28 protein-coding genes and 2 tRNA genes are annotated in these 26,293 nt (G+C 68.3%); 5 read left to right on the top strand and 25 right to left on the bottom strand.

Annotated features, from left to right (window positions below):
* Positions 1–25: 25 nt before the first annotated feature.
* Positions 26–418, bottom strand: a complete 393-nt coding sequence (locus VI08_RS12760; protein WP_045829978.1) for a rhodanese-like domain-containing protein — start codon at positions 416–418, stop codon at positions 26–28.
* A gap of 93 nt (positions 419–511) precedes the next feature.
* On the opposite strand from VI08_RS12760, the gene ftrA reads away from it, so the two are divergent.
* Complete coding sequence (gene ftrA, locus VI08_RS12755; protein WP_045829977.1) at positions 512–1,474, top strand: transcriptional regulator FtrA; 963 nt, start codon at positions 512–514, stop codon at positions 1,472–1,474.
* Between the two features lies 1 nt (position 1,475).
* Here the strand turns inward: ftrA and VI08_RS12750 are convergent, their stop codons facing one another.
* The 3 genes from VI08_RS12750 to rnd all read right to left on the bottom strand — a co-directional run bounded on the left by VI08_RS12750 (position 1,476) and on the right by rnd (position 3,462).
* Positions 1,476–2,117: a MarC family protein gene (locus VI08_RS12750; protein ID WP_045829976.1), complete on the bottom strand. Its 642-nt coding sequence runs from the start codon at positions 2,115–2,117 to the stop codon at positions 1,476–1,478.
* 93 nt (positions 2,118–2,210) lie between these two features.
* A tRNA-Ala gene (locus VI08_RS12745) sits at positions 2,211–2,286 on the bottom strand.
* A 54-nt stretch (positions 2,287–2,340) separates the two neighbouring features.
* Positions 2,341–3,462, bottom strand: coding sequence for a ribonuclease D (gene rnd / locus VI08_RS12740; RefSeq protein WP_045829975.1), 1,122 nt, complete (start codon positions 3,460–3,462; stop codon positions 2,341–2,343).
* Positions 3,463–3,568: 106 nt separating this feature from the next.
* On the opposite strand from rnd, the gene VI08_RS12735 reads away from it, so the two are divergent.
* The gene (locus tag VI08_RS12735) at positions 3,569–5,521 is read left to right on the top strand and encodes a formylglycine-generating enzyme family protein (RefSeq protein ID WP_045829974.1); all 1,953 of its coding nucleotides are present in this window, start codon (positions 3,569–3,571) and stop codon (positions 5,519–5,521) included.
* A gap of 103 nt (positions 5,522–5,624) precedes the next feature.
* The gene (locus VI08_RS12730; protein WP_157006734.1) at positions 5,625–5,969 is read left to right on the top strand and encodes a hypothetical protein; all 345 of its coding nucleotides are present in this window, start codon (positions 5,625–5,627) and stop codon (positions 5,967–5,969) included.
* 232 nt (positions 5,970–6,201) lie between these two features.
* On the opposite strand, the gene VI08_RS12720 is transcribed toward VI08_RS12730, so the two are convergent.
* The 21 genes from VI08_RS12720 to VI08_RS12620 all read right to left on the bottom strand — a co-directional run bounded on the left by VI08_RS12720 (position 6,202) and on the right by VI08_RS12620 (position 24,877).
* Positions 6,202–7,101: a DUF3800 domain-containing protein gene (locus VI08_RS12720; protein WP_052697896.1), complete on the bottom strand. Its 900-nt coding sequence runs from the start codon at positions 7,099–7,101 to the stop codon at positions 6,202–6,204.
* Between the two features lie 172 nt (positions 7,102–7,273).
* A complete protein-coding gene (locus VI08_RS12715; RefSeq protein ID WP_045829971.1) occupies positions 7,274–8,590 on the bottom strand; it encodes a methyl-accepting chemotaxis protein in 1,317 nt (438 codons plus the stop codon).
* 147 nt (positions 8,591–8,737) lie between these two features.
* Positions 8,738–8,824: transfer RNA gene (locus VI08_RS12710), tRNA-Leu, on the bottom strand.
* A 23-nt stretch (positions 8,825–8,847) separates the two neighbouring features.
* Positions 8,848–9,426, bottom strand: coding sequence for a cysteine dioxygenase family protein (locus VI08_RS12705; RefSeq protein ID WP_045829970.1), 579 nt, complete (start codon positions 9,424–9,426; stop codon positions 8,848–8,850).
* Positions 9,427–9,469: 43 nt separating this feature from the next.
* Positions 9,470–10,579: a homoserine O-acetyltransferase MetX gene (metX, locus tag VI08_RS12700; RefSeq protein ID WP_045829969.1), complete on the bottom strand. Its 1,110-nt coding sequence runs from the start codon at positions 10,577–10,579 to the stop codon at positions 9,470–9,472.
* A gap of 57 nt (positions 10,580–10,636) precedes the next feature.
* Positions 10,637–11,305 carry a tetratricopeptide repeat protein gene (locus VI08_RS12695; protein WP_052697894.1) on the bottom strand — a complete coding sequence of 223 codons (669 nt, stop codon included), beginning with the start codon at positions 11,303–11,305 and terminating at the stop codon, positions 10,637–10,639.
* Entirely contained in the window at positions 11,302–11,736 is a 435-nt protein-coding gene (locus VI08_RS12690) for a cytochrome c-type biogenesis protein (RefSeq protein WP_045829968.1), read from the bottom strand. Before VI08_RS12690 ends, VI08_RS12695 begins: the two co-directional genes overlap by 4 nt.
* Positions 11,736–12,278, bottom strand: coding sequence for a DsbE family thiol:disulfide interchange protein (locus VI08_RS12685; RefSeq protein ID WP_045829967.1), 543 nt, complete (start codon positions 12,276–12,278; stop codon positions 11,736–11,738). The genes VI08_RS12690 and VI08_RS12685 overlap by 1 nt, the downstream gene beginning before the upstream one ends.
* Positions 12,275–14,239 (bottom strand): heme lyase CcmF/NrfE family subunit, encoded by a 1,965-nt coding sequence (locus VI08_RS12680; RefSeq protein ID WP_045829966.1) that lies wholly within the window; start codon positions 14,237–14,239, stop codon positions 12,275–12,277. The genes VI08_RS12685 and VI08_RS12680 overlap by 4 nt, the downstream gene beginning before the upstream one ends.
* Positions 14,236–14,703 carry a cytochrome c maturation protein CcmE gene (gene ccmE, locus VI08_RS12675; RefSeq protein WP_045829965.1) on the bottom strand — a complete coding sequence of 156 codons (468 nt, stop codon included), beginning with the start codon at positions 14,701–14,703 and terminating at the stop codon, positions 14,236–14,238. Before ccmE ends, VI08_RS12680 begins: the two co-directional genes overlap by 4 nt.
* A complete protein-coding gene (ccmD, locus tag VI08_RS12670) occupies positions 14,687–14,887 on the bottom strand; it encodes a heme exporter protein CcmD (protein ID WP_045829964.1) in 201 nt (66 codons plus the stop codon). Before ccmD ends, ccmE begins: the two co-directional genes overlap by 17 nt.
* Positions 14,884–15,651 carry a heme ABC transporter permease gene (locus VI08_RS12665; protein ID WP_045829963.1) on the bottom strand — a complete coding sequence of 256 codons (768 nt, stop codon included), beginning with the start codon at positions 15,649–15,651 and terminating at the stop codon, positions 14,884–14,886. The genes ccmD and VI08_RS12665 overlap by 4 nt, the downstream gene beginning before the upstream one ends.
* A gap of 65 nt (positions 15,652–15,716) precedes the next feature.
* A complete protein-coding gene (gene ccmB, locus VI08_RS12660; RefSeq protein WP_045829962.1) occupies positions 15,717–16,403 on the bottom strand; it encodes a heme exporter protein CcmB in 687 nt (228 codons plus the stop codon).
* Positions 16,400–17,026, bottom strand: coding sequence for a heme ABC exporter ATP-binding protein CcmA (gene ccmA / locus VI08_RS12655; RefSeq protein WP_045829961.1), 627 nt, complete (start codon positions 17,024–17,026; stop codon positions 16,400–16,402). The genes ccmB and ccmA overlap by 4 nt, the downstream gene beginning before the upstream one ends.
* 165 nt (positions 17,027–17,191) lie before the next feature.
* Positions 17,192–18,559: an FAD-dependent oxidoreductase gene (locus VI08_RS12650; RefSeq protein WP_045829960.1), complete on the bottom strand. Its 1,368-nt coding sequence runs from the start codon at positions 18,557–18,559 to the stop codon at positions 17,192–17,194.
* An 82-nt stretch (positions 18,560–18,641) separates the two neighbouring features.
* Entirely contained in the window at positions 18,642–19,142 is a 501-nt protein-coding gene (gene phaR, locus VI08_RS12645; protein WP_045829959.1) for a polyhydroxyalkanoate synthesis repressor PhaR, read from the bottom strand.
* Positions 19,143–19,248: 106 nt separating this feature from the next.
* Complete coding sequence (locus tag VI08_RS12640; protein ID WP_084621485.1) at positions 19,249–20,823, bottom strand: DHA2 family efflux MFS transporter permease subunit; 1,575 nt, start codon at positions 20,821–20,823, stop codon at positions 19,249–19,251.
* A complete protein-coding gene (locus tag VI08_RS12635) occupies positions 20,820–22,016 on the bottom strand; it encodes an efflux RND transporter periplasmic adaptor subunit (protein ID WP_045829958.1) in 1,197 nt (398 codons plus the stop codon). The genes VI08_RS12640 and VI08_RS12635 overlap by 4 nt, the downstream gene beginning before the upstream one ends.
* Entirely contained in the window at positions 22,013–23,482 is a 1,470-nt protein-coding gene (locus VI08_RS12630; RefSeq protein ID WP_045829957.1) for an efflux transporter outer membrane subunit, read from the bottom strand. The genes VI08_RS12635 and VI08_RS12630 overlap by 4 nt, the downstream gene beginning before the upstream one ends.
* Positions 23,479–23,994, bottom strand: coding sequence for a MarR family winged helix-turn-helix transcriptional regulator (locus tag VI08_RS12625; RefSeq protein WP_045829956.1), 516 nt, complete (start codon positions 23,992–23,994; stop codon positions 23,479–23,481). The genes VI08_RS12630 and VI08_RS12625 overlap by 4 nt, the downstream gene beginning before the upstream one ends.
* Before the next feature lie 115 nt (positions 23,995–24,109).
* Positions 24,110–24,877 (bottom strand): TatD family hydrolase, encoded by a 768-nt coding sequence (locus VI08_RS12620; RefSeq protein WP_045829997.1) that lies wholly within the window; start codon positions 24,875–24,877, stop codon positions 24,110–24,112.
* A gap of 145 nt (positions 24,878–25,022) precedes the next feature.
* Between VI08_RS12620 and VI08_RS12615 the strand changes: the two genes are divergently transcribed.
* Positions 25,023–25,649 (top strand): glycine zipper 2TM domain-containing protein, encoded by a 627-nt coding sequence (locus VI08_RS12615; protein ID WP_045829955.1) that lies wholly within the window; start codon positions 25,023–25,025, stop codon positions 25,647–25,649.
* A gap of 26 nt (positions 25,650–25,675) precedes the next feature.
* Positions 25,676–26,140 carry a glycine zipper 2TM domain-containing protein gene (locus tag VI08_RS12610; protein WP_045829954.1) on the top strand — a complete coding sequence of 155 codons (465 nt, stop codon included), beginning with the start codon at positions 25,676–25,678 and terminating at the stop codon, positions 26,138–26,140.
* Positions 26,141–26,293 lie beyond the last annotated feature (153 nt).

Raw genomic sequence — 26,293 nt, 5'->3', positions numbered from 1 at the left:
TTGCGTGCCCGTTCCCCCAACCGGATCACGTTACGAGGGCGAAACCCTCGTCGACCCAGCCCGTGATGCCACCCGCCATCAGCTTCACGGGGTAGCCCAGCCTTGCCAGTTTTGCGGCGCCGCGGGCGGCACCGTTGCAGTGCGGCCCGGCGCAGTAGGTGACGAAGAGCGTGCCGGCCGGCCACGCCGCCATCCGCGAGGCGATGATCTTGCCGTGGGGCAGGCTCACGGCGCCGGGCACGTGGCCGCGCGCATAGAGCGCGGGGCTGCGCACGTCCAGGAGCACGAAGCCGGGCTCGGGTGTCGCCAGCGCGGCGTGGGTATCCCAGCAATCGGTTTCGTAGGCGAACTGGGCTTCGAAGTGGCGCACCGCATCGTCAGCGGGGGCGGCGGGTACACGGGTAACGGCGTTGTCCATGGCGGGGCCTCGTGGCGGGATCGGGGACGAAGCCATTGTGGGGAGGGCGTGGCAGGCGGCATAGTGGCGGCAACGCCATCATGCGATCAGATCATGCCAAAGCCCCGGCCATCTGGCCCGCTCGTTACCGTGCTGCTCTACGACGGCCTGTGCATGTTTGAGTTCGCGTGTGCGAGCGAAGTGTTCGGGTTGGCCCGGCCCGAAGCCGGGCCGGGGTGGTACCGGTTCACCACGTGCGCTACAAAGCGCACCGTGCATGGCCAGTACGGCACGACGGTGCGTGCCGAGGCGGGGCTCGACGTGCTCGCCACCGCGGGCACGGTGGTCATCCCCGGTTGGGCCGGCATCGACGTGCCGGTGCCGGCGGCCATCACCGCCGCCTTGCGTTCCGCGCATGCGCGTGGCGCGCGGCTGGTCTCGATCTGTTCGGGCGCCGCAGTGCTCGCCGCCACGGGGCTGTTGGATGGTAAGCGCGTCGCCACGCACTGGCGGTACGCGCAGCAACTCAAAGCGCGTTACCCGGCGGTGGATGTCGACGCCAGCGTCCTGTATGTCGACGAGGGCCAGTTGCTCTCATCCGCGGGCAGCGCGGCCGGGCTTGACCTGTGCCTGCACCTGGTGCGCCGCGACCACGGCCCCGAGGTGGCCAACCAGGTCGCGCGGCGGCTCGTTATCCCGCCGCACCGCGACGGGGGCCAGGCGCAGTTCGTGGAACGGCCGGTGGCTGTGCGCGATCGCGATCCGATGGCGGCGTTGCTGGATACGATGCGCCGCCGACTTGGCGATGACCTGCCCGTTGCCGAGCTGGCCGCCATGGCCGCGATGAGCGAACGCACCTTCCTGCGCCGGTTCAAGGCGGCGACGGGTAGCACGCCGGCGGATTGGCTCATCGGTGCGCGCGTCGACCGTGCCCGCGAACTGCTCGAAAGCTCGACGTGGCCGATCGATCGCATCGCCGGGCAGGCCGGCTTCGGCACGGCGGTGACGATGCGCCACCACTTCCGCCGCAAGCTCGGCACCAGCCCGCAAGCGTACCGGGCACGCTTCGCCGGCTAGCTCACGCGCCCAGCGCGGGGAACGCGTTGCGGATGCCCGAGACGATCATCTGCACGGCGATGGCCGCGAGGATCATGCCCATGAGGCGGCGCGCGATGCCCACCGCCTTGGGCGAAAGGTAGCGCGCGACGTAGGGCGCGCCCAGCAGCGATATCGCCAGCACGATGAGGAACGCGCCCAGCCCCACGGCGAAGGCCAGCGCCATGTTCGTATTGCGCGCGGTCTGGCCCAGCACGATGAGCGTGGCGATGGCGCCGGGGCCCAGCAGCAGGGGGATCGACAGGGGATACACCGCGACATCCTCGGCCGCCGCCATGGCCTCGGCCTCCGACACCGTGGGCGCGTGCTGGCTGCTCGGCGTGCCGTGCAGCATCGACAGCGCGATGAGGAACACCATGACGCCGCCCGCGAGGCGGAAGTCGTTCACCGAGACGCCGAAGATGCCCAGGATGGCGGCGCCCCCAGCCGCACTGACGACACAGCCCACCGCCACGGTGAACAGCACCGTCCACGCAACCTTTCGCCGGTCGGCGTCGGTGATGCCGTCGGTGAGCGAGAGGAACAGCGGCACGTTCGCGATCGGGTTCATGATGGCGAACATCGCGGTGAACACTTTGATGGCGAACGTGATGTCGAAGGACATGCGGCGCGCGGCCTGGCGGGGTAGCGAGCGGGAGCGTAGCACCAAAAACAAAAAAGCCCCGGGCGGCGCCCGGGGCTTCAGTGCCTGGATAAGTGGTGGAGCCAGGGAGGATCGAACTCCCGACCTCGTCATTGCGAACGACGCGCTCTCCCAGCTGAGCTATGGCCCCACATGAGCGGTGGATATTAGCAGGGGCGGGGCCGGGGCGCCAAGTCCCCGGCGATCAGCCCGGCAACAACGCCGACAACCGTTCGAACAGCACCTCGCGGCGCCAGCCCTCCAGGGCCTCCGGCCACTGCCCGCCGGTCATGACGTACTCCTCCATCGTTTTGCGGGAGCACAGCAGGCCGGGCGGGAGATCGAGCTGGGTGGCGAGGGTATCGACCGCGCTGCGCATATCGTTGATGGCGCGCTTGGCGTCGCCCACCGGGTGGCCGACGACCGGGGCCGTGGCCTCGATTTCCTCCGGTTCCACCGGGCGGTGCAGAAGCTCGTAGAGCTCCTCGCGCTGCGGCCCGCGCAGGGAACGCGTGCCGCGGGTCAGCTCTTCCAGCTGGCTGGTGCTTGAAGGGATCTTGCCGACGAGCTCCAGCGCGTGGGCGTCTTCGAGCAGCCACGAGCGGGGCTTGTCGAGCGCGCGCGCCGTTTTCTCACGCCAGCGCAGCACGCGGCGGAGCAGGGCCTGGCGGTCGGCCGCCCATTCCGCCGCGGGCTTGAAGCCGCGCTGCGGCTGCGGGTCGCCCTCGCGCTGGCTGGCGCGGCGCTTCATGCGCGCGCAATCCTCGGCATGCCACGCGGCGCGGCCGCGCTCGGCGAGGCGCTCGCTGAGGATGGCGTGCACGGGATGAAGGTGTACGACGTCGAGCGTGGCGTACAGTTTTTGTGATTCGGTGAGCGGGCGCTGCAGCCAGTCGCTGCGCGTTTCGCCCTTGTCAAGTTCGGCGCCGACGAGTTCGGCGACGAGCGCGCGGTAGCTGATGCCCAGGCCCATGCCGACGAAGGCTGCCGCGATCTGCGTATCGAACAGCGTGTGCGGGCCGTCGGGCAAGTACGGTGCCATGGCCTCGAGATCCTCGCCCGCGCTGTGCATCACGGTGACGACGGGCTGCTCGGCGAACGTGGGCCGCAGGGCGTCGCCGAAGGGGAAGGCGAGGGGGTCGATAAGGGCGTAGCGCCCCTCGTGGGCGAGCTGGAGCAGCGCGAGCTGCGGATAGAACGTGTTGCGCCGCATGAACTCGGTATCGAGCCCGACGACCGCGGCCGCGCCCACCGGCGCAAGCCACGTGGCCAGGTCGTCGCGGCGATCGATCCATGGGGCGGCGGGAGCGAGTGCGCTCGATGACATGGGGCTTCCTTGTAGATTAACGGGGCCGTGCGCGCGTGTTGCCCTGCAGCGCACGATTCCCTAAGGTGACACCGCACGATAGCAGGCTCACGCGGAACCGCCCACCATGCCCAACACCGAGACCGTCCGCCGACAGCGCGCCATTGGCGGCGCGATGGGCGTGGCCGTGCTCGGCTTCGCGCTGTTCTACCACTTCTTCCCGCAAGCCCTGCATGTCGATCCGGGCCAGCAGGCGGCCCGCACGCCCTCGCGCAGCCAGCCGGGCACCATGGGCTTCGACCAGCGGCCGCAGGCGGCACCGCAGGCCGTGGCATCGGAGGTGGATGCCGGCCCGCCGTTGGTGCTCGCGCCGGCTTCGGTCATCGCCGCGCGGCGCCGCGAGAAGACCACCGAGGTACAGCTGCCGCCGCAGGCCACGCCCGATTCGCCCGAGCTCACCGCGTTGCTCGATCGCGCCGACAAGGCGCTTGCCGCCGACCGCCTCGTGGGCGGCAAGGACAGCGCGGCCACGCTCTATGGCAGTGTCTTGAAGGAAAAGGCGGACAGCCAGCGTGCGTTGGCCGGCATGGACGAGATCCGTGCCCGCCTGGCCGCGGAGATCGAGCAGGATATCGCGCTGGGCGATGCGGACGCGGCGCGCGATTCACTGGCCGCGTTGAAGGGCCTGCCCAACAGCGCGAAGGACGTGCAGCCGCTGCAGCAGCAGCTGGCCGTGCTCGACAAGGTGCGTCCGCTGCTCACCACCGCCGCGAGCCAGTTGCAGGCCGGCCGCGCCAACGCGCCGCGTGGCGATAGCGCGCTGGACACCTACCACCAGGTGCTCCAGCTCGATCCGCAGAACGCCGTGGCCGTGCAGGGGATCAGCCAAGTGCAGCACGTGGTGCTCGACCGCGCGCTCGCCGCCGTGGCGCAAAACGATTTCGCGGGCGCCGATAACGCGCTGGCCGAGGCCGCCACCATCGAGCCCGGCTCGCAGGCCCTGCAGGACACGCGCGGCCGCATCGAAGGCATGCGCCGGCAGAGCGGCGCGGGCGTGCTCGCGCAGGCGCGTTCCGCGCTCGACGGCGGCAACATCGAACTCGCGCAGCAGCTGGCGACGAAGGCGCAGGCGATCAGCCCCGATCTTGCCGGCATCGACGACTTCAACGAGCGCGTCACCAACGCCAAGCTGTATGCCAGCTACAAGCCGGGCCAGGTATTCGCCGACCGCTTCGTGGATTCCACCGGCCAGGCGCCGGCCATGGTCGTCGTGCCCACGGGCAAGTTCATGATGGGCTCGCCCGACGGCGAAGCCGGCCACGATGGCAACGAGGCGCCATCGCACGAGGTGGAGATGGGCAAGGGCTTCGCCATGGCCCGTAGCGCCATCACCATCGGCCAGTTCCGCGATTTCGTCCGCGCCAGCGGCTACGTGCCGCAATCCCAGTCCATGGGTAGCAGCGTCTATGACGAGCAAAGCGGCGGCCTGCGCGACGACTCCTCGGCCACCTGGCAGGACGATTACGCCGGCAAGGCCGGCCAGGACCGCCTGCCGGTGGTCAACCTGTCATGGAACGACGCCAAGGCCTACGCCGACTGGCTTTCACAGCGCACGGGCAAAACCTACCGCCTGCCCAGCGAAGCGGAATTCGAGTACGCCCTGCGGGCCGGCACCACCTCCCGCTACTGGTGGGGCGACGGCCCGCCGTCGTCGAAGGTCGAAAACCTTACCGGCGGCAACGACCGCTCGGGCTCGGGCCGTCGCTGGAGCAACGCGTTCAATGGCTACAAGGACGGTTACTGGGGCCCGGCGCCGGTGATGAGCTTCGCCACCAACCCGTTCGGCCTGTACGACATGGGCGGCAACGTCTCCGAATGGGTAGCCGATTGCTGGCACGACAATTACATCCGCGCGCCGCGCACGGGCGAGGCCTGGGTGAACCCGGGCTGCGGCCGCCGCGTCATCCGCGGCGGCTCATGGGGTAGCGCGCCCGAACAGGTGCGTTCGGCGTACCGCCAGGGGGCGTCGGCCGACCTGCGCAGCGCGCGTGTTGGCTTCCGCGTGGCGCGCGAGCTATAAACCACGCACCGGTTTTGCCGAATTGACAGGTAGCCCGGCTTGACGCCGCCGGGTGCACCTGCGGATGCTTGTCACGTTCATTAATACGGAAGAGGCATCCACCTTGGCGACATCCATCATCGTGGGTTACCGCCCGTTCCCGGGCCGCACGGACCTTGTCATCGCCATCCTGCTCGAGGTCTACGAGGCCATGCAGCGGGCCGGGCTCATCACGGCGCGCCGGCCGTGGATCATGCGCAGCGAAGACGGCAACGTCGTCGCCGCGTTCGAAATGACCAACGAGTACTCGTTCGCCGCCTCGGAGAAGATCCGCGAAGTGGCCGCGCTCCGCGCCCGCCTCATGGGCGTGGCCGAACGCGTGCCGCTGGGCAACCTGCGCGAAGCCTCGCAGCCCTTCGCCGAGTTCGAGACAACGACGGAGTACCCGGCGCCGGTGGCGGCTCGCTAGAGGCGTGCCAGGGCCTCCCGGAGGACCCTGAGGGAAACCCTGCCTTCCTCGCGAAGGGAAGGGAGATCGGGGGCAAAAAAGTCAGCGCTGCCGCGCGGAAGCGTGATTTCGCCGCGGAAAAGGCCCGCTCCGGCGTCAAAATGGACAACGGCAGGCACGCCGTCAATTTCGATTGAGTCGATCATGTGCTCAATAATGCGCGACGAAAGACCAAGCGCGTCTTCCTGAATGCCTACACCGCCTGTAGGCATTTGTCGCTGACGCTGTCATCTTGGGCAAATGGCCCTGCAACGCGGGCAATCGTGTGGAGCTGAGCCGCAGAGCGGTTAGCGATAGCGTCCCGGACGGTAATCCCGTCGTGTGGCTCACCCTCTGCACTGGATGAATACAGCAGCGCGTGAAGTGGCTTGGCGTAATGGCTGAGGATCAGACGATCCCTTGGGTGCATGTGGACGTTGTCGACGTGGCCCGCACAGTACGTGACGGTCGCCATCGGCATAAGGATCGCGGAAACGAGGAAGTCAGTAATCTGGAGGGCGGCGTGGTTCTCGCTGTGTCCGAACGCAGGTACCTCGACGATGTGCCCATAGGCGTCGCCACCATGCCGGAACTTCTGGGTAAAGATGGAATGCGAAACGGACGAGTTCTGTGACGCCGAACGACTGTCTGCGATCAACGCCCCAATGCCCGCATATTCATCGAGGTAGCGCTCAAAGCCAGCACTGATCGACTGGATGGCAGCGTTATAGACGCTGTTCCCGTCGAACTCGCCTCCTGGCTTCTTTATGTAGACGCAGGCGATGAGCCGGGCTCCCGAATCGATGAGCAGGGCGATGATCCTGTCCAGGAACGTGAATACAGCTCGCTGTCTGTTCCGGTTGCCCTTCCGAATGCCTCGCCGAAGCTCCGAGCCTTTGATTTCGACCTTCGCAAGGTCGAGCCAATGCCGGCATCCCTGTTCGCAAAGCTTCGGGTTGAACTCGAGCTTCAGGCGAAGGAAATGTTCGGTGATCCGCGCCACTTGCTCATGCGGAACGATGAGCCCGGCGACGATCAGGGCAGGTTGAATGTCCGACGTTGCGGACGGTAGCACCCCGGGGCATCCGCCCTCGTCGATGTAGCAAATATGCATGATTTCCTTATCCCAGACACAACTAAGGCCGCTTCCGCGGCCCTAGGATTTGTCGCCCGGCTTCCCGGTTCGACGGCAGATGCGTCCATCTGGTGCTGACAATACCGCCGACTTTCATGCTGTGCAACGCAGATGTTTCTCAACAGAAGCAAGTGCTTAGCGCGCAGTCCGTCTAGAGCCGCCCGTAGACGCTCTCAAGCTGCGTCACCGCCGCATTGACCCGCTCGATGCCGTTCGACTGCACCTGCGCGCTCTCGCCAATGGCGCCGGTCACTTGCGTCACGTCGGCAACGGCGCCGAGGATTTCCTGCATCACCGCGCCCGCCGTGCCGACGAGCTGCGCACCCTCATCGACACGGCCGCGCGCATCGCCTATGAGGGCGTGGATCTGCTTCGAGGCGTGCGCACTGCGCAGTGCCAGCTGGCGCACCTCGTCGGCGACCACGGCGAACCCCTTGCCGCTCTCGCCCGCGCGCGCCGCTTCGATGGCGGCATTGAGCGAGAGCATGTTGGTCTGGAACGCGATGGCGTCGATCATGCCGAGGATCTCTTCGACCGAACGCGTGCTGTCCTGGATTTCGCCCATCGTGCGCACGACGTCGGCCACGACACCGCCGCCGCGCTGAGCCGCGGTGCGCGCGCCACCTGCCAGGGCTTCCGCACGCCCCGCCTTCTCGGCGTTATCGATCACCGCATGCGACAGCGACACCACCTCGCGCTGCAAGGTCTGCGCGGCCATCGTCTGCGCTGTGATGTCCGTGGCGTACTTGATGACACGGACGGGCGCGCCGTGCTCGTCGAGGATCGGGTTGTAAGTGGCCTGGATCCACACGATGCGGCCGCCCCGACCGAAACGGCGGTAAAGGGCGCTCTCATGGTGGCCCTCGCGTAGGCGGCCCCAGAACTGGGCGTAGGCGTCGCCCGCGGCCTCTGCCGGGTCGACGAACATGCGGTGGTGGCGGCCCTGGATCTCCGCCAGCGTGTAGCCCATGGCGGCGAGGAAGTTGGCGTTGGCGTCGAGGATCGTCCCGTCGAGGGCGAACTCGATGGTGGCCTGGGCGCGGTCGATGGCCCGGAGGCGGCCATCCATGTCGGCCTCGGCCCGGCGCCGTTCGGTCACGTCCGTGGCGTACTTCACCACGCCGGTGACCCGGCCAAAGGCGTCGGTGATGGGGTTGTACGAGGATTGCAGCCACACCTCGCCGCCGTGCTTGTGCAGGCGCCGATAGAGGCCGGTGTCGGCGTTGCCCTGGCGCAGGCGCTCCCAGAACTCGGCATAGGCCGTGGAGCCGGCCTCGGCGGGGTCGACGAACTGCCGATGGTGCTTGCCGACCACCTCGTCCAGCCGGTAGCCCATGGTCTGCAGGAACAGGGCATTGGCGTGCACCACAGTGCCATCCGGCTTGAACTCGATGATCGCCTGCACCTTGTCCAGCGCGGCGAGCTTCCCCCGCATCGCCTGCTGCCGCCGTATCCATCGACCGATCATCGCAACACCCCTGAGATTTGTGACCCAGATCACATATCGGCGGTGAATGGACACTCTTTAGCCAGAAATCGCAGTTTCATCAATTTGCACGGGCATGTCGTTCAGGCAACAAAAAAGCCTCCACGACGGGAGGCTTTTTCATCCAACTGGTGCCGAAAGTGGGACTCGAACCCACACTGTATCTCTACAAACGGATTTTGAGTCCGCCGCGTCTACCGGTTCCGCCATTTCGGCATGGGCTGGCGATTATGCGGGAATCAGTGCACCCGGTCGAGGCCCAGCTGGCGCTCGTTGCGCACATACCAGTCATCGCCCTGCGGATCGAACACCGCGCACTGGGTCATGCGGCCCGAATAGATGTGCAGGCTGACCGCCACGGCCTCGTCGCTGGGGTTTCGGATGGTGTGGTACTCATGCGGCGGGATGAGGCTGCCGGCGGAGCCCGGGCCGGCCTCGATGGAGCCCACCGGGCGGAAGTGGTAGCGGGCCGCGTCGTGCTCGATGAGCTCGTACTGGACGATCTCGAGGGCGCCATTCCAGACGCCTTCGACGCACCACATGCCGTCGTGGTCGTGGATCTTGGTGCCCTGGCCGGGGCCCCAGGTCATGGCGACGACGCTGTAGCCGTGCTCGTCGCTGCGGTACAGCTCGCGGCGGCCGTAGTGGTCGCCGAAGGCCTCGAAGACGCTGGCCGGCAGCACCACTTCCTGCGAGCGGATGAGCTGGCAGAGCGACTTGCGCAGGGTGTCGGTGATCGCCGGCGTGGTGGCCTGGGCGACCGCGTTGTCGATCGCCTCGATGAGCTTTCGGCTGCCCTGGAATTCGACCGTGATCATGGGTGGAACCTCGTGCAAGTGCTGGGGACGGCGTGCCGGCCGATTATAGCAGGGACTGCAGGAAGCCCCCGATGGCCCGGCTGTAGTTCTCGATGTCGACCAGGAAGGCGTCGTGGCCCTGGGGCGAGTCCAGCGCCACGAATTCCACCCGCGCGCCCGCCGCCTCCAGGCCCTTGGCGATGGTTTCCTGCTGCTCCAGCGGGAACAGGATGTCGGTGCTGACACCGATGACCATGGCCCGGTCGACGTGGATGTGGGAAAGGCCACGCATGACGTTGCCGTCGCCGTACTCGCTGATATCGAACCAGTCGCTGGCGCGCGACAGGTACAGGTAGGCGTTCGGGTCGAACTGCCGGTTGAAGCGGCGGGCGTGGCCCTCGAGGTAGGACTCCACCTGGAACTCGAAGCCAAACGGTTCGTTGCCTTCGCGTTCGTCGGCATCCAGGCGAATGCGGGCGAAGCGCCCGTTCCATTCCATGGCCGAGCGGTAGGTGATGACGCCGAGCTTGCGGGCGATGCTCATGCCGTGGTCGGGCCACACATCACCGGCGTAGGCGCCCTCGCGCCAGTTGGGGTCGAGGCGGATGGCCTCGCGCTGCAGCGAACGGATGGCGATGGCGAAGGGCTGCGCTTGTGGCGCGGTGTCGACACTGATATGTGTCCGCGCCGAGCCCGGGTGCAGCACCATGTACGCCAGCGCGCTCATGCCGCCCATGGAGCAGCCGACGAGGCAGGCGAGCTGCGCGATGCCGAGGCCGTCGTGCACGGCTTCGTGCGCGGCGTTGGCCACGTCTTCCAGCGACAGCTCGGGGAAGGTGAGCCGGTACGGCTCGCCCGTGCGCGGGTCGATGGAGGCGGGGCTGGTCGAGCCCTTGTCGCTGCCGAGCGAGTTCACGCAAATGACGAAGTAACGATCGGTATCGAACGCGCGGCCGGGGCCGATCATCGCCTCCCACCAGCCCGGCGTGGGGTCGGCCGCGTTAGCAGCGGCGTGCGCGCTGGGCGAGAGGCCGGTGAGGATGAGGATGGCGTTGCCGCGGTTCGCATCGAGCGTGCCCCACGTTTCGTAGGCCACGCGGGCGCCGTGCAGTTCGCCGCCGCGCTTCATGGCGAACGGCGAGCTCAGGTCATGGTACTGGCGGGCGTCGCCCATGCGTTGCTCCTTGGATCCACGCGGCGCATGGTGCCACGGATGCGTGCGGTTGGTCTTTTACTGCGCCGCGCCGGAGGCACGTTTCTCAGCCAGCGTGATCTGCTCGGCGACGGCGTGCGCGACGTTGGAGTCCGGGTCGAGCAGCGGCTGGAGCTTGCGCCACGTGGCGGCGGCGTCGGTGTAGCGCGCTTGCTGGAACTGGGCGATGCCGAGCAGCCACAACGCCTTCTGGCTATCGGGCTGCGCGGCGACCGCCTGCTCGAGCAGCGACAGGCCGCGGCCCTCGATAAGGTGGTCGGGGCGCACCAGCGAATCGGCCTCCGCCCAGCCGACCATGGCGGCCACGTTCTTCGGGTCGGCCTTCAGCGCGCCGTCGTAGGCATCGCGGGCGGGCGCGGGCTGCTTCACCATCGTGTACGTCTGGCCCAGCAGCAGCCAGCCTTCCACGTCGTTGGGATTGGCCTTCAGGCGCGCCGTGAGCGCATCGATGGCCTGGCCGACGGTCATTTCCTTCGCTGGCTCCACGCCGCCCAGCGTGGCCGGCGTGCCGACGAGGGCATACAGGCCCACGCTGGCCAGGGGCACCACGACGGCCAGCGTGGCCGCCACGGCGAACACGGTGCGCGAGCGCCCATGCCGGCGTCCATGGCGCACCAGGGGTACCAGCAGCAGGGCAAGGGCCACGGCCAGCATGGCGGCCGCGGCGAGATAAAACGCGATGGTCACCAATCGTCCTCGGTATCGATGGCAGCGACAGGCGGCGCCTGGCGTGAGCGGCGGCGCACCTGCACGGCCACGACGATGCCGCCCGCCGCCAGTACCAGCAGTGGGCCAAACCAGAGCAGCCAGGTCTGCGGTTCCACCGGTGGCTTGTACAAAACGAAGCTGGAGTAACGGTCGACCAGGTACGCCTTGATCTCGGCGTCGCTCTTGCCGGCCTGCATCATCTCGAAGATCTGCCGGCGCAGGTCGTGCGCGATGGGCGCGTTCGAATCGGCCAGCGTCTCGTTCTGGCACATGGGGCAGCGCAGTTCGGCGCTAAGGTGCTGGAAGCGGAGTTCCTCGGCGCGGTCGCGGAAGGGCAGCGGCTGGATCGCCTGCGCGAACGCGAGCAAGGGCAGCAGGCACAGCGCGGCGAGCATGGCGAGCCGGCGCATCAGCCGCCTTCCTTCGCCAGCGCGGCCAGGGCCGGGCGGAATTCTTTCTCGACCACCTCGGGCGTGATGGGCCCGACGTGCTTGTAGCGGATGACGCCCTTGCCGTCGATCAGGAAGGTTTCCGGTGCGCCATAGACGCCGAAGTCGATGCCGGCGCGGCCGTCGCGGTCGACGATGACCCGGTCGAACGGGTTGCCGTGTTCGGTGAGCCACGCGGCGGCGTCCTTCGGGTCGTCCTTGTAGTTGAAGCCGACCAGCGGCAGGCCGAGGTTCTTCACCTGCTCCGACAGCACCGGGTGTTCGTGCACGCACTCGATGCACCAGCTGCCGAACACGTTGAGGAAGTAGGGCTTGCCGAGCAGCTGCTGCTTGCTTACATGCTGCGTTTCATCACCGAGCACCGGCAGCGAGAACGCGGGCGCCGGCTTGTTGATCAGTGGCGACACGATCTCGTGCTGGTCGTGCCCGGTGTTCCACCAGATACCGAAGCCGAACAACGCCACGAGCAGCACGAAGCCGAGGAGGGGAACGAAGCGGCTCATGCGAGCTGTTCCTTCGCGGGGGCGCCGGCGGTGGCCGCGGCCTTTTTCGCACGGAAACGCCGTTCGGCGGCCGCGAGGAAACCGCCGGCCATCATGAACAGGCCGCCGAGCCATATCCAGCGCACGAATGGCTTGTGGTATAGCCGCAGGGCCCACGCGCCTTCGACATCGCCGCTATCCATCGGCTCGCCCAGCGCCACGTAGATATCGCGGAACAGGCCCGGGTCGATGGCGGATTCGGTCTGCACCTGGCCACGCGAGTACGTGCGCTTCTGCGGGTGCATGGTGGCCATGGGCGTGCCGTCGCGGAAGACGGTGACCACGCCTTCGTCGGCGCGCCAGTTCGGGCCGGTGGTTTCGCGCACGCCGTCGAAGCGGAACTGGTAGCCGCCCACGGACTCGGCCTGGCCGGGTGCCATGCGCACGTCGCGCTCGGTGCTCAGCGATTCGGAGAGCATCACGCCGATGAGGAAAAGGGCGACGCCGAAATGCGCGACCAGCATGCCGGCCATCTCGGCCGGGTAGCGGCGGCCACGCGGCATCTCCCGCCAGCGCTTCACCACGTAGGCAAGCGTGCCCGCGGCCACCCATGCGGCGCCCGCCACGCCCGCGATGGCGCGCAGGCGCCCTTCGGCGAAGAACACGGCGGCGACGGTGCAGACAATGGCGGCGATGCCCGAGCGCAGGGCCATGGCCGTGAGCTGGCGGCCCTCGGCCTTGCCCCAGCGCAGGTACGGGCCGAACGGCAGCAGCAGCACGGCGGGCGCCATCAGCAGCACGAACAGGAAACCGAAATACGGCGGGCCCACCGAGACGCGGCCCAGGTTGAGCGCATCACCGATCAGCGGGAACAGGGTGCCCAGCAGCACCATGGCCGCGGCCGTGGTGAACAGCAGGTTGGCGACCATGATGCCGGTCTCGCGCGAGAGGGCGGCGAAGGCCTTGCCCGTGGCCACCTTCGGCGCGCGGATGGCGTAGAGCAGCAGCGAGCCGCCGATGACGACCACGAGGAAGCCGAGGATGTAGAGGCCGCGGCGCGGATCGGAGGCGAACGCATGCACCGAGGTGAGCACGCCGGAGCGGACGAGGAACGTACCCAGCAGCGACAGCGAGAACGCGAACAGCGACAGCAACACCGTCCACGCGGGCAGTGAGCCGCGTTTTTCCGTCACCGCCTGCGCGTGGATGAGCGCGACGCCGACCAGCCAGGGCATGAACGAGGCGTTCTCCACCGGATCCCAGAACCACCAGCCGCCCCAGCCGAGCTCGGCGTAGGCCCACCAGCTGCCGGCCACGATGCCCATGGTGAGGAAGGCCCACGAGACGTTCGTCCACGGCCGCGCCCAGCGCACCCACGACTGTTCCAGCTCACCGCCAAGCAGCGCGGCGATGGAGAACGCGAATGCGACCGAGAACCCCACGTAGCCCATGTAGAGCACGGGTGGGTGGAAGGTCATGCCCGGGTCCTGCAGCACGGGGTTGAGGTCGCCGCCATCGGCGGGCATGGGCAGCTCGCGCAGGAAGGGATTGGAGGTGAACAGGATGAACGCGAGGAAGCCGACGCCGATGAGGCCGAGCACGCCGAGCACCCGCGCCACGAACGGCTGCGGCAGGTGCCGGCTGAGGGCGGCGAGGGCCACGGTCCACACGTTGAGGATGAATACCCATAGCAGCATGGAGCCCTCGTGCGCGCCCCACACCGCGGTGACGCGGTAATACCAGGGCAGCGCGAGGTTCGAGTTATCGGCGACATACGCCACCGAGAAGTCGTAGGCGAGGAAGGCATGGATGAGGATGCCCATGGCCGCGAACACGAACACGGCCTGGCCGGCGGCGGCGGGCCGCGCCACGGCCATCAGCGCGCCGTTGCCGCGCCATGCGCCGACGATGGGCAGCACGCCCTGCGCGATGGCCAGCAACAGCGCAAGCACGAGGGCGAACTGGCCGAGCTCGGGGATCACTTCGGCGTGTCCTTCATGGCGGTGTCGTCGATGTTGCGCTTCTGGTGCGCCTTGGCCATGGCGTCCTTCAGTTCCTTCGGCATGTAGTTTTCATCATGCTTGGCGAGCACTTCGCCGGCGATGAAGCGGCCATCGGCCATGCGGCCGGTGGCGATCACCGACTGGTTGTCGCGAAACAGGTCGGGCAGGATGCCGGTGTACTCCACGGGCATGGCGCCGGCATCGTCGACGACGATGAAGCTCACCTTGAGGCTGTCCTTCGCCCGCTGGATGGAACCGGCCTTCACCATGCCGCCGAGGCGGAACGTGGGGTACTGCGTGGCCTGGCCCTCCTGCACCTGGCTGGGCGTGAACAGGTAGCTCATGTTCCGCTGCAGGGCGAACACGGTGAGGCCCACCGCGATGGCGGCGGCCGCGACGACCGAGATGACGACCGCGAGGCGGCGTTTACGCGTTGGATTCATTACGTGCTGGGGTTCCCGGCCGGCGGCGGTTGGCCTGGCGCGCGATGCGTGCGCGGATCTCGCGCAAGTGCCTGCGGCGCCTGGCGAGCGGCGCCAGCGTATCGATCAAGAGGACGATGAAGAAGATGGCGAACGCGGTCCACACGTAAAAGCCGTAGCCACCCATGGCAAGGAACGCGCTCATGCCTTGCCGCCTGCCACGCCGGCGACAGCCAGCTCGCGCACCCAGGCCTTGCCGCCCTCGGCGGCGAGGAGCTCGGTGCGCACCCGGGAGAACAGGCTGGCGATGTAATAGAACTTGGTGGCGCCCATCATGGTGAGCAGCGGCCACACCATGCTGGCGGCCATGTGCGACGGGCCAAGCAGGCGGATGGTGGCGCCCTGGTGCAGGGTGTTCCACCAGTTCACCGAGAAATGCACGATGGGCACGTTCACCGCGCCCACCAGCACGAGGAACGCCGCGGCGCGGGCGCCCTGGCGGCGGTCTTCGAACGCGTGGCAAAGGCCGATGATGCCGAGGTAGATGAAGAGCAGCACCAGCTCGGAGGTGAGGCGCGCGTCCCATGTCCACCACGTGCCCCACATGGGCTTGCCCCACAGCGAGCCGGTGGCCAGCGTGATGGCGGTGAACGCGGCGCCGATGGGCGCGGACGCCATCGCCACCGTCTCGGCCAGCTTGATGCGCCACACCAGCGCGATGAACGCGGCCAGGGTCATCACGCCATAGATGAACAGGCTCATCCATGCGCTGGGCACGTGGATGAAGATGATGCGGTACGCATCGCCCTGCTGGTAATCGGCCGGCGCAACCACCAGGCCGCCGTAGAGCGCGATGGCACCAAGGACGAAGGCGAGGCCCAGCGCCCACGGGTATACGGCGCCCGCGAAGCGGTAGAAAGTCGGCGGTGATCCCAGGCGGTGCAGCCAGAGGGGAACCCAGTTAGCCATTCGTCCTCGTCAACGGTTCTTGCATCGCGGTGAGTCCCCCATGGACCCGCCGCGGTTGCGTGCGTTCATGTATCCATCGCGATGCGCAGCGCGGCGGCGCAAGCCAGGGGCGCGAGCACCACGGCAAGGGCAAGGCCGGCGCCAAGCCACGCGATGGGCGCGATCCAGGGCAGGCCGTCCTGCGCGGCGGCCACGGCCCCCGCGGCGAAGATCACCACGGGCACGCACAACGGCAGCAACATGAGCGCCAGAAGCATACCAGAGCGCTTCGCGCCGGCCGCCAGCGCCACCAGCACGGCGCCGAGCAGGCTCAGGAGGGGTGTGGCCACGGCCAGGGCCACCACCAGCACCACGATGGCTGGCGGCGGCAGGTGCAGCATGCTTGCCAGCACCGGCGCCACTACCACCAGCGGCAGGGCGGCGGTAAGCCAGTGGGCCAGGATCTTCATGCCCACCAGCAGCGCCAGCGGCTGCGGGGCCAGCATCAGCTGCTCCATCGAGCCATCGTCGATATCGGGGCGGAACAGGCCATCGAGCGAGAGCAGCATGGCCAGCAGCACGGTGACGAACACCACGCCGCCCGCGATGCGCTGGAGAAGCTGCGGCTCGGGCCCGAGCGCGAAGGGGAACAGGGTGACGACGATGACCGCGTAAAGCACGGGCAGGGCGATGTCACCGCGCCGGCGCCAGGCCAGCGTCAGGTCGCGTCGCAGCAGGGCGGCGCAGGCGGCGGGCGTGCTGCCGGGCGTCACGCGTGCAACCGGATGCGGCGGGGCTCGTCCCCGGCGAAGGTGACCGCGCCGTGGCTGGTCACCAGCGCGGCGCCGCCACGGGCGGCGTGGTCGCGCAGCAGGCGGTTCACCAGGGCGATGCCCTCGCGGTCGAGGTTGGCGTAGGGCTCGTCGAGCAGCCACACACGGGCGGGCAGGAGCAGCAGGCGGGCCAGGGCGGCACGTTTCTTCTGGCCGGCGGAGAGGCGCCGCACGGGCTCGTCCTCGAAACCCGCCAGGCCCACATCGCCGAGGACGGCGGTGATGGAGGTGCCCGCGCGCACGCCATACAGGCCGGCCGAGACCGCGAGGTTCTCGCGGGCGGAAAGATCGAACTTCAGGCCCAGGTGGTGGCCGAGGAACACGACCGCACCTGCCATGGTGTCGAGCGCGAACGGCGCGCCATCGAGCAGCACTTCGCCTTCGCCCGCGTGCAGCATGCCGGTGAGCACGCGCATCAGGGTGGTCTTGCCGCTGCCATTGTCGCCTTCCACCAGCGCCACCTCGCCGCCATGCAGCGCGAAGTCCACCGGCCCGAACACGGGCTCGTCCTGGCGGGAAAAGCACAGGGCGCGGGCTTCGAGCAGGGGCGATGGTGAAGTCATCCGGTGATTCTTACATGCGGCGGGCGTGCTTGTGGGGCTCCGCTCTGTGTGGGAGCGCGCTTGCGCGCGATCGCTTGCAAGCAAGCTCCCACAAGAGCCGGCATCCCATGCCGCGGGGCGCAAGATGTCGCGCGCAAGCGCGCTCCTACAGGGGGCTCGTTCGCGTCAGAGAAGGGGCGGCAGGGGCGGCAGCGTGGCCTCGAGCGTGCGCACCGCCGCGTCGAGGTCCACCGAGGCCACGTCGTCGTGGCCTTTCAGCAGCTGCTCCACCAGCGTGTCCTGCGCGCGGCCGCGTTCCAGCGCGTAGGCGTAGGGCAGGTGGGTGAAGGTGACCATGCGGTAGCGGGGCAGGTAGTGCGTGGGCGAACGCTGGGCCAGCAGGCCGCCCAGTTCGCGCATGCGCAGGAAGCGCGGGTCCGCCACCTTGTCGCGCATCTCGACGTAGTTCTCCAGCGCCATCTGGGCGATGGCGTCGGCATTGGGCTTGCGCGTGGCCTCGAACGCCGCGAACACCGCGGCTGGGTCGCCCGGCGTGGCGGCGAACAGGGTGGCGAGCTCGGCGGCATCCTCGAAGCCGCAATTCATGCCCTGGCCGTGGAACGGCACGATGGCGTGCGCGGCATCGCCGATGAGCAGCGCGCGGCCGCCGATGTGCCAGCGATCGAGGTAGAGCGTGGCGAGCGAGCCTACCGGGTGCTCCGACCAATCGGCCGCGAAGTCGGGCATGAGGTCGAGCGCGTCGGGGAATTCGGTGCGGAAGAACGCCTCGGCGGCGCCGGCGCCCGCGATGGTACGGAAGCTGGGGTGCTCGCCCTCGTTCGGCAGGAACAGCGTGACGGTGAAGCTGCCTTCGCGGTTGGGCAGCGCGATGCACATGTAGTGGCCGCGCGGCCAGATGTGCAGCGCGTTGCGCTCGATGGCGAACGGCGCGCCGGGATCGCTGCCGGGGGGTATCTCCAGCTCCTTGTAGCCGTGGCCGAGTTCCTCGACCCGCTCGCCGAGCGGCGCGTGCCGGTGCATGGCGGCGCGCAGCGCGGAGCCGGCGCCGTCGGCGCCGATGACCACGGGCGCTTCCACTGTGCGTTCGCTGCCATCGGCGGCATGCAACGTCAGCGTGCCGCGCTCAAAATCGGCACCGGCCAGGCCCTGGCCGAAATGGATGGTGGCGCCGGCGGCTTCCGCGGCGTCGAGCATCAGCGTGTTGAGCCCACCGCGCGAGACCGACCAGATGACTTCGGAATCGTCGACCCCGTAGCGCTGCAGGCCGCTGTGGCCGGCCGGGTCGTGGACCATGCGCCCACGCATCATCACGGCCTGCCCGAGCACCTGGTCGGCGAGGCCGGTGGCACGCAGGGCATGGAGGCCGCGTTCGGCCAGGGCGAGGTTGATCGAGCGGCCGCCGCTGAACCCCGCGAGCCGCGGGTCGGGGCGCTTTTCGTAGACGGTGACGCGGAAACCGCGCTGGGTGAGCAGGGTGGCTACAAGGGCGCCGACCAGGCCGGCGCCGACCACGGCGATGTCGTTACGGGGCATGGGCCTGCCTGGGCGATATTGCGGGGCAGCGCATCGTGCGCCGCAACGCCAGCCGGGGCAAGGCCCCGGCCGGTGCCGGTCGTCAGCTGGCTTTCTTGCCGCCGCGCGGCGGCACGTGCGTGGCGGCGGCCGGCTTGGCGGTGGCCGCGTCGAGGAATCCGCGCTGCATCGACTTCCACACGTCGAGGTTGCGCTCGGTCATCTCGTTGAGCATGGACCAGGGGGTCTGGCCCATCATCGTGTTGAGCTGGTTGCGGAACTGCTGCTGCTGGTCGAGGAAGACCTGCAGGCTGCGCTCCAGGTACGGGCCCATGAAGCCCTGCAGCGAATCGCCGTAGAAACGGATGATGTGCGACAGGAGCTGCGACGACAGCATGGGCTGCCCGTGCTCCTCGTGTTCCGCGATGATCTGCAGCAGCACGGAGCGGGTGAGGTCCTCGCCCGACTTGGCGTCCCGGACTTCGAAATGCTCCCCGTCGAGGACCAGCTGGCGGACTTCTTCCAGCGTGATGTAGCTCGAGATTTCCGTGTCGTACAACCGACGGTTCGGATACTTTTTGATGATGCGTAGGGTTTGTGCCATGCGGCGAACGCTACCACGAGGTATTGCACCGCACCAGTTGGTTTCACGGCGTGTAAACGTTTACGTTCCGCGTATGTGAATTTGGATCGATTTACGTAACTTGGATTTAATGGCCCGCTGCGCCACCCGCATTTCCGAACGGTGGCTTCGCCAGCCACAGGACCGGAATCAGGGCCAGGAACAGGATCGCGCAGCCCCAGAAAACGTCATTGACGGCCAGCGTGAACGCCTCGCGCGTCACCACCTGGTCGATGACCGAGAGCTGCGCCTTGCCGTGGAGGCCAATGCCCTGGAGGTGCTGCATGTAGGCCGTGGCGGCGGGCGCTGCCGGATTCACGTACTCGGTGAGCGATGCGTGGTGCGCCTCGCCGCGATGCTGCCAAAGCGTCACGGTGATGGCGGTCGAGACGCTCGACGCGAGCGTGCGGCAGAAGTTCGCCAGCCCCGAGGCGCCCGCGATCTGGTCCGGCCGGAGGCCCGACAGGAAGATCTGGTTCAACGGGATGAAGAAGCACGCGATGGCGATGCCCATGATGAAGCGCGGCAGCACCAGCGACGCATACGAGGCGCCGCTGTTGAAGCCGGCGAACCAGAACGACGTGAATGCGAACACGATGAAGGCGAACGTCACCACGGCGCGCAGTTCCAGCCGCTGGATATTGCGGCCGATGATGGGCGAGACGAGGAACGCGAGGATGCCGACCGGCGCGGTGGCGAGCCCGGCCCATGTCGCCGTATAGCCCAGCGTCGTCTGCAGCCACAGCGGGAACACCACGTTGATGCCGAAGAACGCGAGCATGCCCAGCGACAACGCCGTGACACCGACGGCGAAGTTGCGCCGGCCGAACAGCGAAAGATCCACCACGGGGTATTTGGCGGTGAGCTCCCAGATGACGAGGAACACCAGCGCCACCGCCGCGATGAGCCCCAGGGCCAGGATCATCGGCGAGGCGAACCAGTCGTGGTCGTTGCCGTTGTCCAGCATGAACTGCAGCGAGCCCACGCCCACCACGAGCAGGACAAGGCCCACCGAATCGATCGGTGCGCGGACCGTCGTCGTTTCACGCGTGCGCAGGATGGCCCACGTGATGACGCCGGCCGCCGCGCCCACGGGTACGTTGATGTAGAAGATCCACGGCCACGAGAAGTTGTCGGTGAGGTAGCCGCCGAGGATCGGCCCGAAGATGGGTGCCACCACCACGGTCATCGCCCACATCGCCAGCGCGATGCCTTGCTTCTCCTTCGCGTACGTCGACAGCAGCAACGATAGCGACAGCGCCACCATGGGGCCGGAGCCCGCGCCCTGCAGCAGGCGGAACAGCACCAGCATGGGCATGTTCGTCGCCAGGCCGCAAAGCATCGAGAACACCACGAACAGGCCGACCGAGAAGCAGAACGTCTTCACCTCGCCGAAGCGCTTGGCGATCCAGCCGGTGAGCGGCTGCATCACCGCGCTGGCCAGCGCGTACGAGCTGATGGCCCACGTGCCCTCGTTCGCGCTCACGCCCAGGCTGCCCGCGATATGCGGCACGGCCACGTTCACGATCGTCATGTCGAGCACTTCCATGAACGTCGAGAACGCGACCGCGATGGTCACCAGGACCAGCGGCAGGCCGTGCAGCGGCTTGGGCCCCGCGGCGGGCGCGGGGGCGGCATCCGGCGTGGCGATGGCGTCGCTCAAGGCACGCTTGCTCCAAGGTTCTGCTGCACGACGGTGTCGGCGGCGGCATCGGCCTTGGCGGCCACGTCGTCATACACCGTGGTCTGCGCCACGGGCGTGGTCGACGGCGATTTGGCCAGCACGTCGCCCTTGTCGTCGGTGATGTCCACCGTCACCGCGGTGGAGAGGCCGATGCGCAGCGGGTGCTTGTCGAGGTCGGCGGCATCGATGGCGATGCGCACGGGCACGCGCTGTACCACCTTGATCCAGTTGCCGGTGGCGTTCTGCGCAGGCAGCAGCGAGAACGCGCTGCCCGTGCCGGCGCCGAGACCCACCACGTGGCCGTGGTATTCCACGCCACCGCCGTAGATGTCGGCTTCCACCTTCGCGGGCTGGCCGATGCGTACGTGGCGCAGCTGGCTTTCCTTGAAGTTGGCATCCACCCACAGGTCGTGCAGCGGCACCACGGTCATCAGCTGCTGGCCGGGCTGCACGCTGTTGCCCACCTGCACGCTGCGCTGGGCCACGTAGCCGTCGATGGGCGCGACGATGGCGTTGCGCTGCGAAGCGACCCAGGCCTGGCGGAAGCTTGCGCGGGCCTGCTGCACCGAGGGGTTGTTCTCCACGTCCGCGCCATCGACGAGCGCGCGGGCCGCATCGGCCTGGCGCTGGGCGGATTCCAGCGCGGATTCGGCGCTGGTCACGGCATCGCGGGCATGCTGCACTTCTTCGGGCGCCACGGCCTTCTCGGCGAGCAGGGGCAGGCGGCGCTTCAGGTCATCCTGCGCGCGCTTGAGGTCCTGGCGGCGGGCGACGAGCGAGGCATCGGCGCTGGCGGCGCTCTGCGTCTGCTGGCGCACCTGGCGCACGGCCTGCGCGAGCGCGCTGGTGGCCTTGCGCAGGGCGATATCGGCATCGGTGGCATCGAGCTTCACCAGCACCTGGCCGGCGTTCACGCGCTGCGTATCGTCGGCGAACACGCCCACGACGATGCCTGGCACCTGCGCGGAGATACCTACCTGGTTGCCGCCCACGTAGGCGTCGTCGGTGGTTTCGCGCGTGGAGAAGACGAACAGCCACAGCAGCAGCCAGATGGCCGCGGCCAGCACGAGGACGATGAACGCGATGAGCAGCGCGCGGCCGCGCTTGCGCTTGTCCTTGGGCGCGTTGCCACTTTCCGCCGGGGGCGTCGTGTCGTTGGGGGTGGCGCTCATGGGCTCTGGGCTCCGTCGGTGCTAGGCGTGGTGGAAGGGGAAGGGGAAGGAGGGGTGTCGGCGCGGTAACCGCCACCGAGGGCCTTGATGAGGCCCACGTCGGTGGAAAGCGCCTGGCCGTGCAGGTCGGTGGCCATGTCCTGCTGCTGGAGCAGCGTGGCCTGGGTGGCGAGCGACTCGCGGTCGTCGCGGACGCCACGCGCGGCGCGGGCCTTCGCGCTGGCGAGCAGCGTGGTGGCCGCATCCACGGCGTCGCCTTGCTGCGTGCGGCGCGCGGCGAGCTGCTGGGCGCCAAGCGCCTGCGTGGAGACATCGCGCGCGGCCGAGGCCACGGTGGCGTTGTACTGGCTCACCGCCGCGTCGAGCTGGGCCTTGCTCACGCCGTGGTTCGCCTCCAGCGCACCGCCTTCGAAGATCGGCAGGTGCAGGGCGGGCGTCAGCGAGAACACGCGGCTGTCGGCGTTGAACACCTTGTCCATGTCGATGCTGGACAGGCCCGCCATGGCGCTGAGGCTCACGTCGGGGAAGAACTGCGCGCGCGCCGCATCCGTCTGGCGCAGCGCGGCCTCGACCTGCCAGCGGCTAGCGGCGATATCCGGGCGGCGGGCCATCAGGTCGGTGCCCACATTGGACGGCAGGCCGGGCGCCACGTCGGGCAGGGCGCGCGGTGACAACGCAGGGAGCGCGTTGGGCGAAACGCCGACAAGCGCGGACAGCGCGGCGCGGCGGATGGCGGCGGACCCTTCCAGCGCGGTCTTCTGCTGGCGGGCCGCGGACAGTTCAGCGCGCGCCTGCTGGGCCGTGTCGGGCAGGTCCACGCCCTGCTTCACGCGGAGCGCGGCGATGCGCAGCGCGCGCTCGCGTGCCTGGATGGCCTGGTCCGCCAGCGCCACGCGGGCTTCGTCGGTGAGCCAGCCGAAATACGTATCGGCCACCATGGCCTGGATCGACAGCGACGACGCCGAGCGCTCCGCTTCCGCGGCGCGCGCGCTGTCGATGGCCGCCTCGATCGCGTAGCGCTTCTTGCCCCACCAGTCGAAGTCGTAGCTCACCTGCACGCCCAGGTCGGCCTGGTTGTACCAGGTGAAGCCAAGGAACTGCGCAGGGATGAGGCCGTGTTCGCTCATGCGCTGGCGGGTCACCTGCGCGCTGCCATCGACGCGCAGGCCGGCTTGTGCCGCCGCGACGCGGATGTTCTGCTGCGCGCTGTCCACGCGCGATTTCGCCTGGGCGAGGTCGGGCGAACCGCGCAGGGCCATGTCCATCAGCTGGTCGAGCTGCGGGTCGTTGTACACGCGCCACCACTGGGCGGCGGGCCAGCCGGCGCGGGTGCCGGCGTCAAGGCCGGCCAGGGGCACGTCGGCGCGCAGCGCGGGCCGGTCGATCTTCGCCGGCACGTGGCAGGCCGCGAGCGCCACGGCCAGCGTGGCCGCCAGAAGGGCGGGGCGGAGCAAGGTTCGGTTCATGGGGTGTCCGCGGTATCCAGGTGCAGGGCAAGCTTCTTCAGCAGGCGCTCGAAGGTCTGCCGCTCGGTTTGGCTGAAGCAGGAGAACTTGGTCACGACCTCGGGGAACATCGGCGGCAGCAGCTTGCGCACGAAGCGCCTGCCATCGGCGGTGATCGTCAGCACCACCTGGCGGCGATCGTGCGTGGCGTTGCTGCGCGTGATCAGCCCGCGCTTCACCAGCAGGTTGGTGATGCGGGTCATGTTGGTGGGCTTCTGTTCGGCCAGCGCGCACAGCTCGCCGGGCGTGGAGCTGCCGTCGGCGGACGAGTACAACATCATCAGCGTGCGGAAATCGCTGTCGTTCATGTCGAACGGCTTCAGCTTGTTTTCCACGTCGCGCTGCAGTGCCTCGCCCGTCAGCAGCAGCAGGCGGATAAGCAGCACTTCGCACTTCGGCAGGCCCGGGATGTTGTCGGCCACCCGGTCGACACCCTCGTAGAGGGCGTCCACGCACGCTTTGAGGTTAGACATTTCGCTGGCGGATAGTTCGCTGGTGAACTATCAGCCTAGCAAACACTTCCTTGCCGCGGCAAGATATTTCTCAGGCCTGTGTCTGTGGGAGCGCGCTCGCGCGCGATGCCCCTCCCTAAGCGAGCGAGAACAACCCCACCGCGTTCCCCGTAGTCACCCTGGCAACCTCCGCCGGCTCGACACCCCTGAGCCCCGCAATGGTCTCCAACACGTCCACCATGAACGCCGGCTCATTCCGCTCCCCCCGCCGGTGCGCACACGGCTGGTCCGGCGCATCGGTCTCGAGCAGCAGCCACTCCAGCGGCATCTGCGCCACCACCCGGCGGATACGGTTCGCCCGCTCATATGTCACCGGGCCGCCGATGCCGATGTGGAAGCCCAGTTCGAACAACTGCCGCGCCTGCTCCTCGCTGCCCGCGAAGCTGTGCACGACGCCACGCAGGCCGCCGACGCGGCGCAGCGTGTGGATCGTCTCTTCGAAAGCGCGCCGCGCATGGACGATCACGGGCAGGCCGTGTTCCTTCGCGATGTGCAACTGGCGCAGGAAGAGGTCGCGCTGCCGATCGGGGTCAAGGCCTTCGACGAAGTAGTCGAGGCCGATCTCGCCGACGGCCACGGCACCGTGGCCATCGAGCCACGCGGGCAGTTCGTCCAGGTGCTCGTCGCGGTGCTTGTCCAGCACGAGCGGATGCAAGCCGTAGGCAGGGAACACGCCTTCACGCGACGCCGACAAGTGCTCGATGGCCTTCCAGTTGCCCCTGTCGATGGCGGGGACCACCCAGCGCCGCACCCCGGCCTGGGCCGCGCGGTCGAACATGGCGCCGCGGTCGGTGTCGAACGCGCTGTCGTCCAGGTGGGCGTGGGTGTCTACCAGTTCGTGCATGCGGTTCATTGCCGTTTTGCTTCCGGGGCCTAGTCTAAGGCGTCGTTCAGTTTAACGATTGTCAAATGTCCTCGACGCGTTCTTGCGAAGAATCGTGGGCCGAGTGGCCCCAGCAGAACGTCGCACTGTCCAGGAGAGTAGGGTTATGAGCAGGTTGAAGATTTCCGTCCTGAACGCCGGTTTGGGCGCGGCCCTGGTGCTGAGCCTTTCTGCCTGCAACCGTGATGCGAACGCCGATGTGGCGAACGCCCCGGCCCCCGCGCCCGCCGCGGCCCCGGTGGAAGCGGCCCCGGCCCCGGCCCCGGCGCCCGAGCCGGCGGGCCCGAAGTACGCACGCGTCGTCAGCGTCGACCCGGTCCGCCAGGCGGGCACCGCGGCGCAGCGCGAATGCCACGATGAAGTCGTGACCCGCCGTGCGCCGGTCAAGGACCAGCACCAGATCGCCGGTACGGCCATCGGCGCGGTGGCGGGTGGCCTGCTCGGCAACCAGATCGGCGGCGGCAAGGGCCGCACGCTGGCCACGGTGGCGGGTGCGGTGGGTGGCGGCTACGCCGGCCACGAGATCCAGGAGCGCCGCCAGGAGACCAACACGGTGACCAGCACGGTGCGCAAGTGCTCAACCGTGCCGGGTACGAGTGGTGACAAGATCGTCGCCTACGATGTCCGCTACGAATATAACGGCGTGACCCGTTCGGTCCGCATGGACCACGACCCGGGCGACCGCGTCGAAGTCCAGGAAGGCGTGTCGGTCGTCTCCGACGCGCGCCAGTAACCCCATCGAGCCGCGAGGACGTCCCCATGCATAGCATCGTCCGTAAGTTCGGCCTCGTCATGGCCGCCATCGTCCCGCTGTCGCTGACAGCGTGTTATGAGCAGCCACGCCGGGTGGTTCGCGAGGATCGCGTGGTTTACGAGGGCGGCTCACGCCGCTGCTCGCAGTGCGGGCGCGTCGACGACGTGCAGCAGATCTACACCGACCGACAGTCGTCGCCGCTGGGCGCCGTGATTGGCGCGGTGGCGGGTGGCGTGCTCGGCAGCACCATCGGCAAGGGCGATGGCCGCTCGGCCGCCACCGTCGGTGGCGCGGTGGTCGGCGGCGTCGTCGGCAACCAGGTCGGCAAGCGCAATGGCCAGGACGTGGCGTGGCAGGTGCGCATCCGCCTGGATGACGGCCGCTCGGCGGTGGTCACGCAGCAGGAGGATCCGAACCTGCGGCCCGGCGATTACGTCGAGATCCGCGGCGACCATGTGTATCGCCTCTAGCCGTCTATACGGCTAAACAGCCCATGTAGGAGCGCGCTTGCGCGCGACATCTTTTCGCGACCACCCGCACGTCTCGCGGTGGCTGTTGGAAGAGCATCGCGCACGGAGTGCGCTCCTACATTTTTTAGGCAAAAAAAAGGTTCTTCGCGGATT

Source organism: Luteibacter yeojuensis, from assembly GCF_000964085.1.
Taxonomy (GTDB): domain Bacteria; phylum Pseudomonadota; class Gammaproteobacteria; order Xanthomonadales; family Rhodanobacteraceae; genus Luteibacter; species Luteibacter yeojuensis_A.
Note: the sequence above shows the minus strand (reverse complement) of the source record. Positions and strands in the feature narration are given on the sequence as shown.

Bases quoted from the DNA above. Each gene is read 5' to 3' on its own strand.
- VI08_RS12760 (WP_045829978.1), bottom strand. From the start codon at position 418: ATGGACAACGCCGTTACCCGTGTACCCGCCGCCCCCGCTGACGATGCG.
- ftrA (WP_045829977.1), top strand. From the start codon at position 512: ATGCCAAAGCCCCGGCCATCTGGCCCGCTCGTTACCGTGCTGCTCTAC.
- VI08_RS12750 (WP_045829976.1), bottom strand. From the start codon at position 2,117: ATGTCCTTCGACATCACGTTCGCCATCAAAGTGTTCACCGCGATGTTC.
- rnd (WP_045829975.1), bottom strand. From the start codon at position 3,462: ATGTCATCGAGCGCACTCGCTCCCGCCGCCCCATGGATCGATCGCCGC.
- VI08_RS12735 (WP_045829974.1), top strand. From the start codon at position 3,569: ATGCCCAACACCGAGACCGTCCGCCGACAGCGCGCCATTGGCGGCGCG.
- VI08_RS12720 (WP_052697896.1), bottom strand. From the start codon at position 7,101: ATGCATATTTGCTACATCGACGAGGGCGGATGCCCCGGGGTGCTACCG.
- VI08_RS12715 (WP_045829971.1), bottom strand. From the start codon at position 8,590: ATGATCGGTCGATGGATACGGCGGCAGCAGGCGATGCGGGGGAAGCTC.
- VI08_RS12705 (WP_045829970.1), bottom strand. From the start codon at position 9,426: ATGATCACGGTCGAATTCCAGGGCAGCCGAAAGCTCATCGAGGCGATC.
- metX (WP_045829969.1), bottom strand. From the start codon at position 10,579: ATGGGCGACGCCCGCCAGTACCATGACCTGAGCTCGCCGTTCGCCATG.
- VI08_RS12690 (WP_045829968.1), bottom strand. From the start codon at position 11,736: ATGCGCCGGCTCGCCATGCTCGCCGCGCTGTGCCTGCTGCCCTTGCTC.
- VI08_RS12685 (WP_045829967.1), bottom strand. From the start codon at position 12,278: ATGAGCCGCTTCGTTCCCCTCCTCGGCTTCGTGCTGCTCGTGGCGTTG.
- ccmE (WP_045829965.1), bottom strand. From the start codon at position 14,703: ATGAATCCAACGCGTAAACGCCGCCTCGCGGTCGTCATCTCGGTCGTC.
- ccmD (WP_045829964.1), bottom strand. From the start codon at position 14,887: ATGAGCGCGTTCCTTGCCATGGGTGGCTACGGCTTTTACGTGTGGACC.
- VI08_RS12665 (WP_045829963.1), bottom strand. From the start codon at position 15,651: ATGGCTAACTGGGTTCCCCTCTGGCTGCACCGCCTGGGATCACCGCCG.
- ccmA (WP_045829961.1), bottom strand. From the start codon at position 17,026: ATGACTTCACCATCGCCCCTGCTCGAAGCCCGCGCCCTGTGCTTTTCC.
- VI08_RS12650 (WP_045829960.1), bottom strand. From the start codon at position 18,559: ATGCCCCGTAACGACATCGCCGTGGTCGGCGCCGGCCTGGTCGGCGCC.
- phaR (WP_045829959.1), bottom strand. From the start codon at position 19,142: ATGGCACAAACCCTACGCATCATCAAAAAGTATCCGAACCGTCGGTTG.
- VI08_RS12635 (WP_045829958.1), bottom strand. From the start codon at position 22,016: ATGAGCGCCACCCCCAACGACACGACGCCCCCGGCGGAAAGTGGCAAC.
- VI08_RS12630 (WP_045829957.1), bottom strand. From the start codon at position 23,482: ATGAACCGAACCTTGCTCCGCCCCGCCCTTCTGGCGGCCACGCTGGCC.
- VI08_RS12625 (WP_045829956.1), bottom strand. From the start codon at position 23,994: ATGTCTAACCTCAAAGCGTGCGTGGACGCCCTCTACGAGGGTGTCGAC.
- VI08_RS12620 (WP_045829997.1), bottom strand. From the start codon at position 24,877: ATGCACGAACTGGTAGACACCCACGCCCACCTGGACGACAGCGCGTTC.
- VI08_RS12615 (WP_045829955.1), top strand. From the start codon at position 25,023: ATGAGCAGGTTGAAGATTTCCGTCCTGAACGCCGGTTTGGGCGCGGCC.
- VI08_RS12610 (WP_045829954.1), top strand. From the start codon at position 25,676: ATGCATAGCATCGTCCGTAAGTTCGGCCTCGTCATGGCCGCCATCGTC.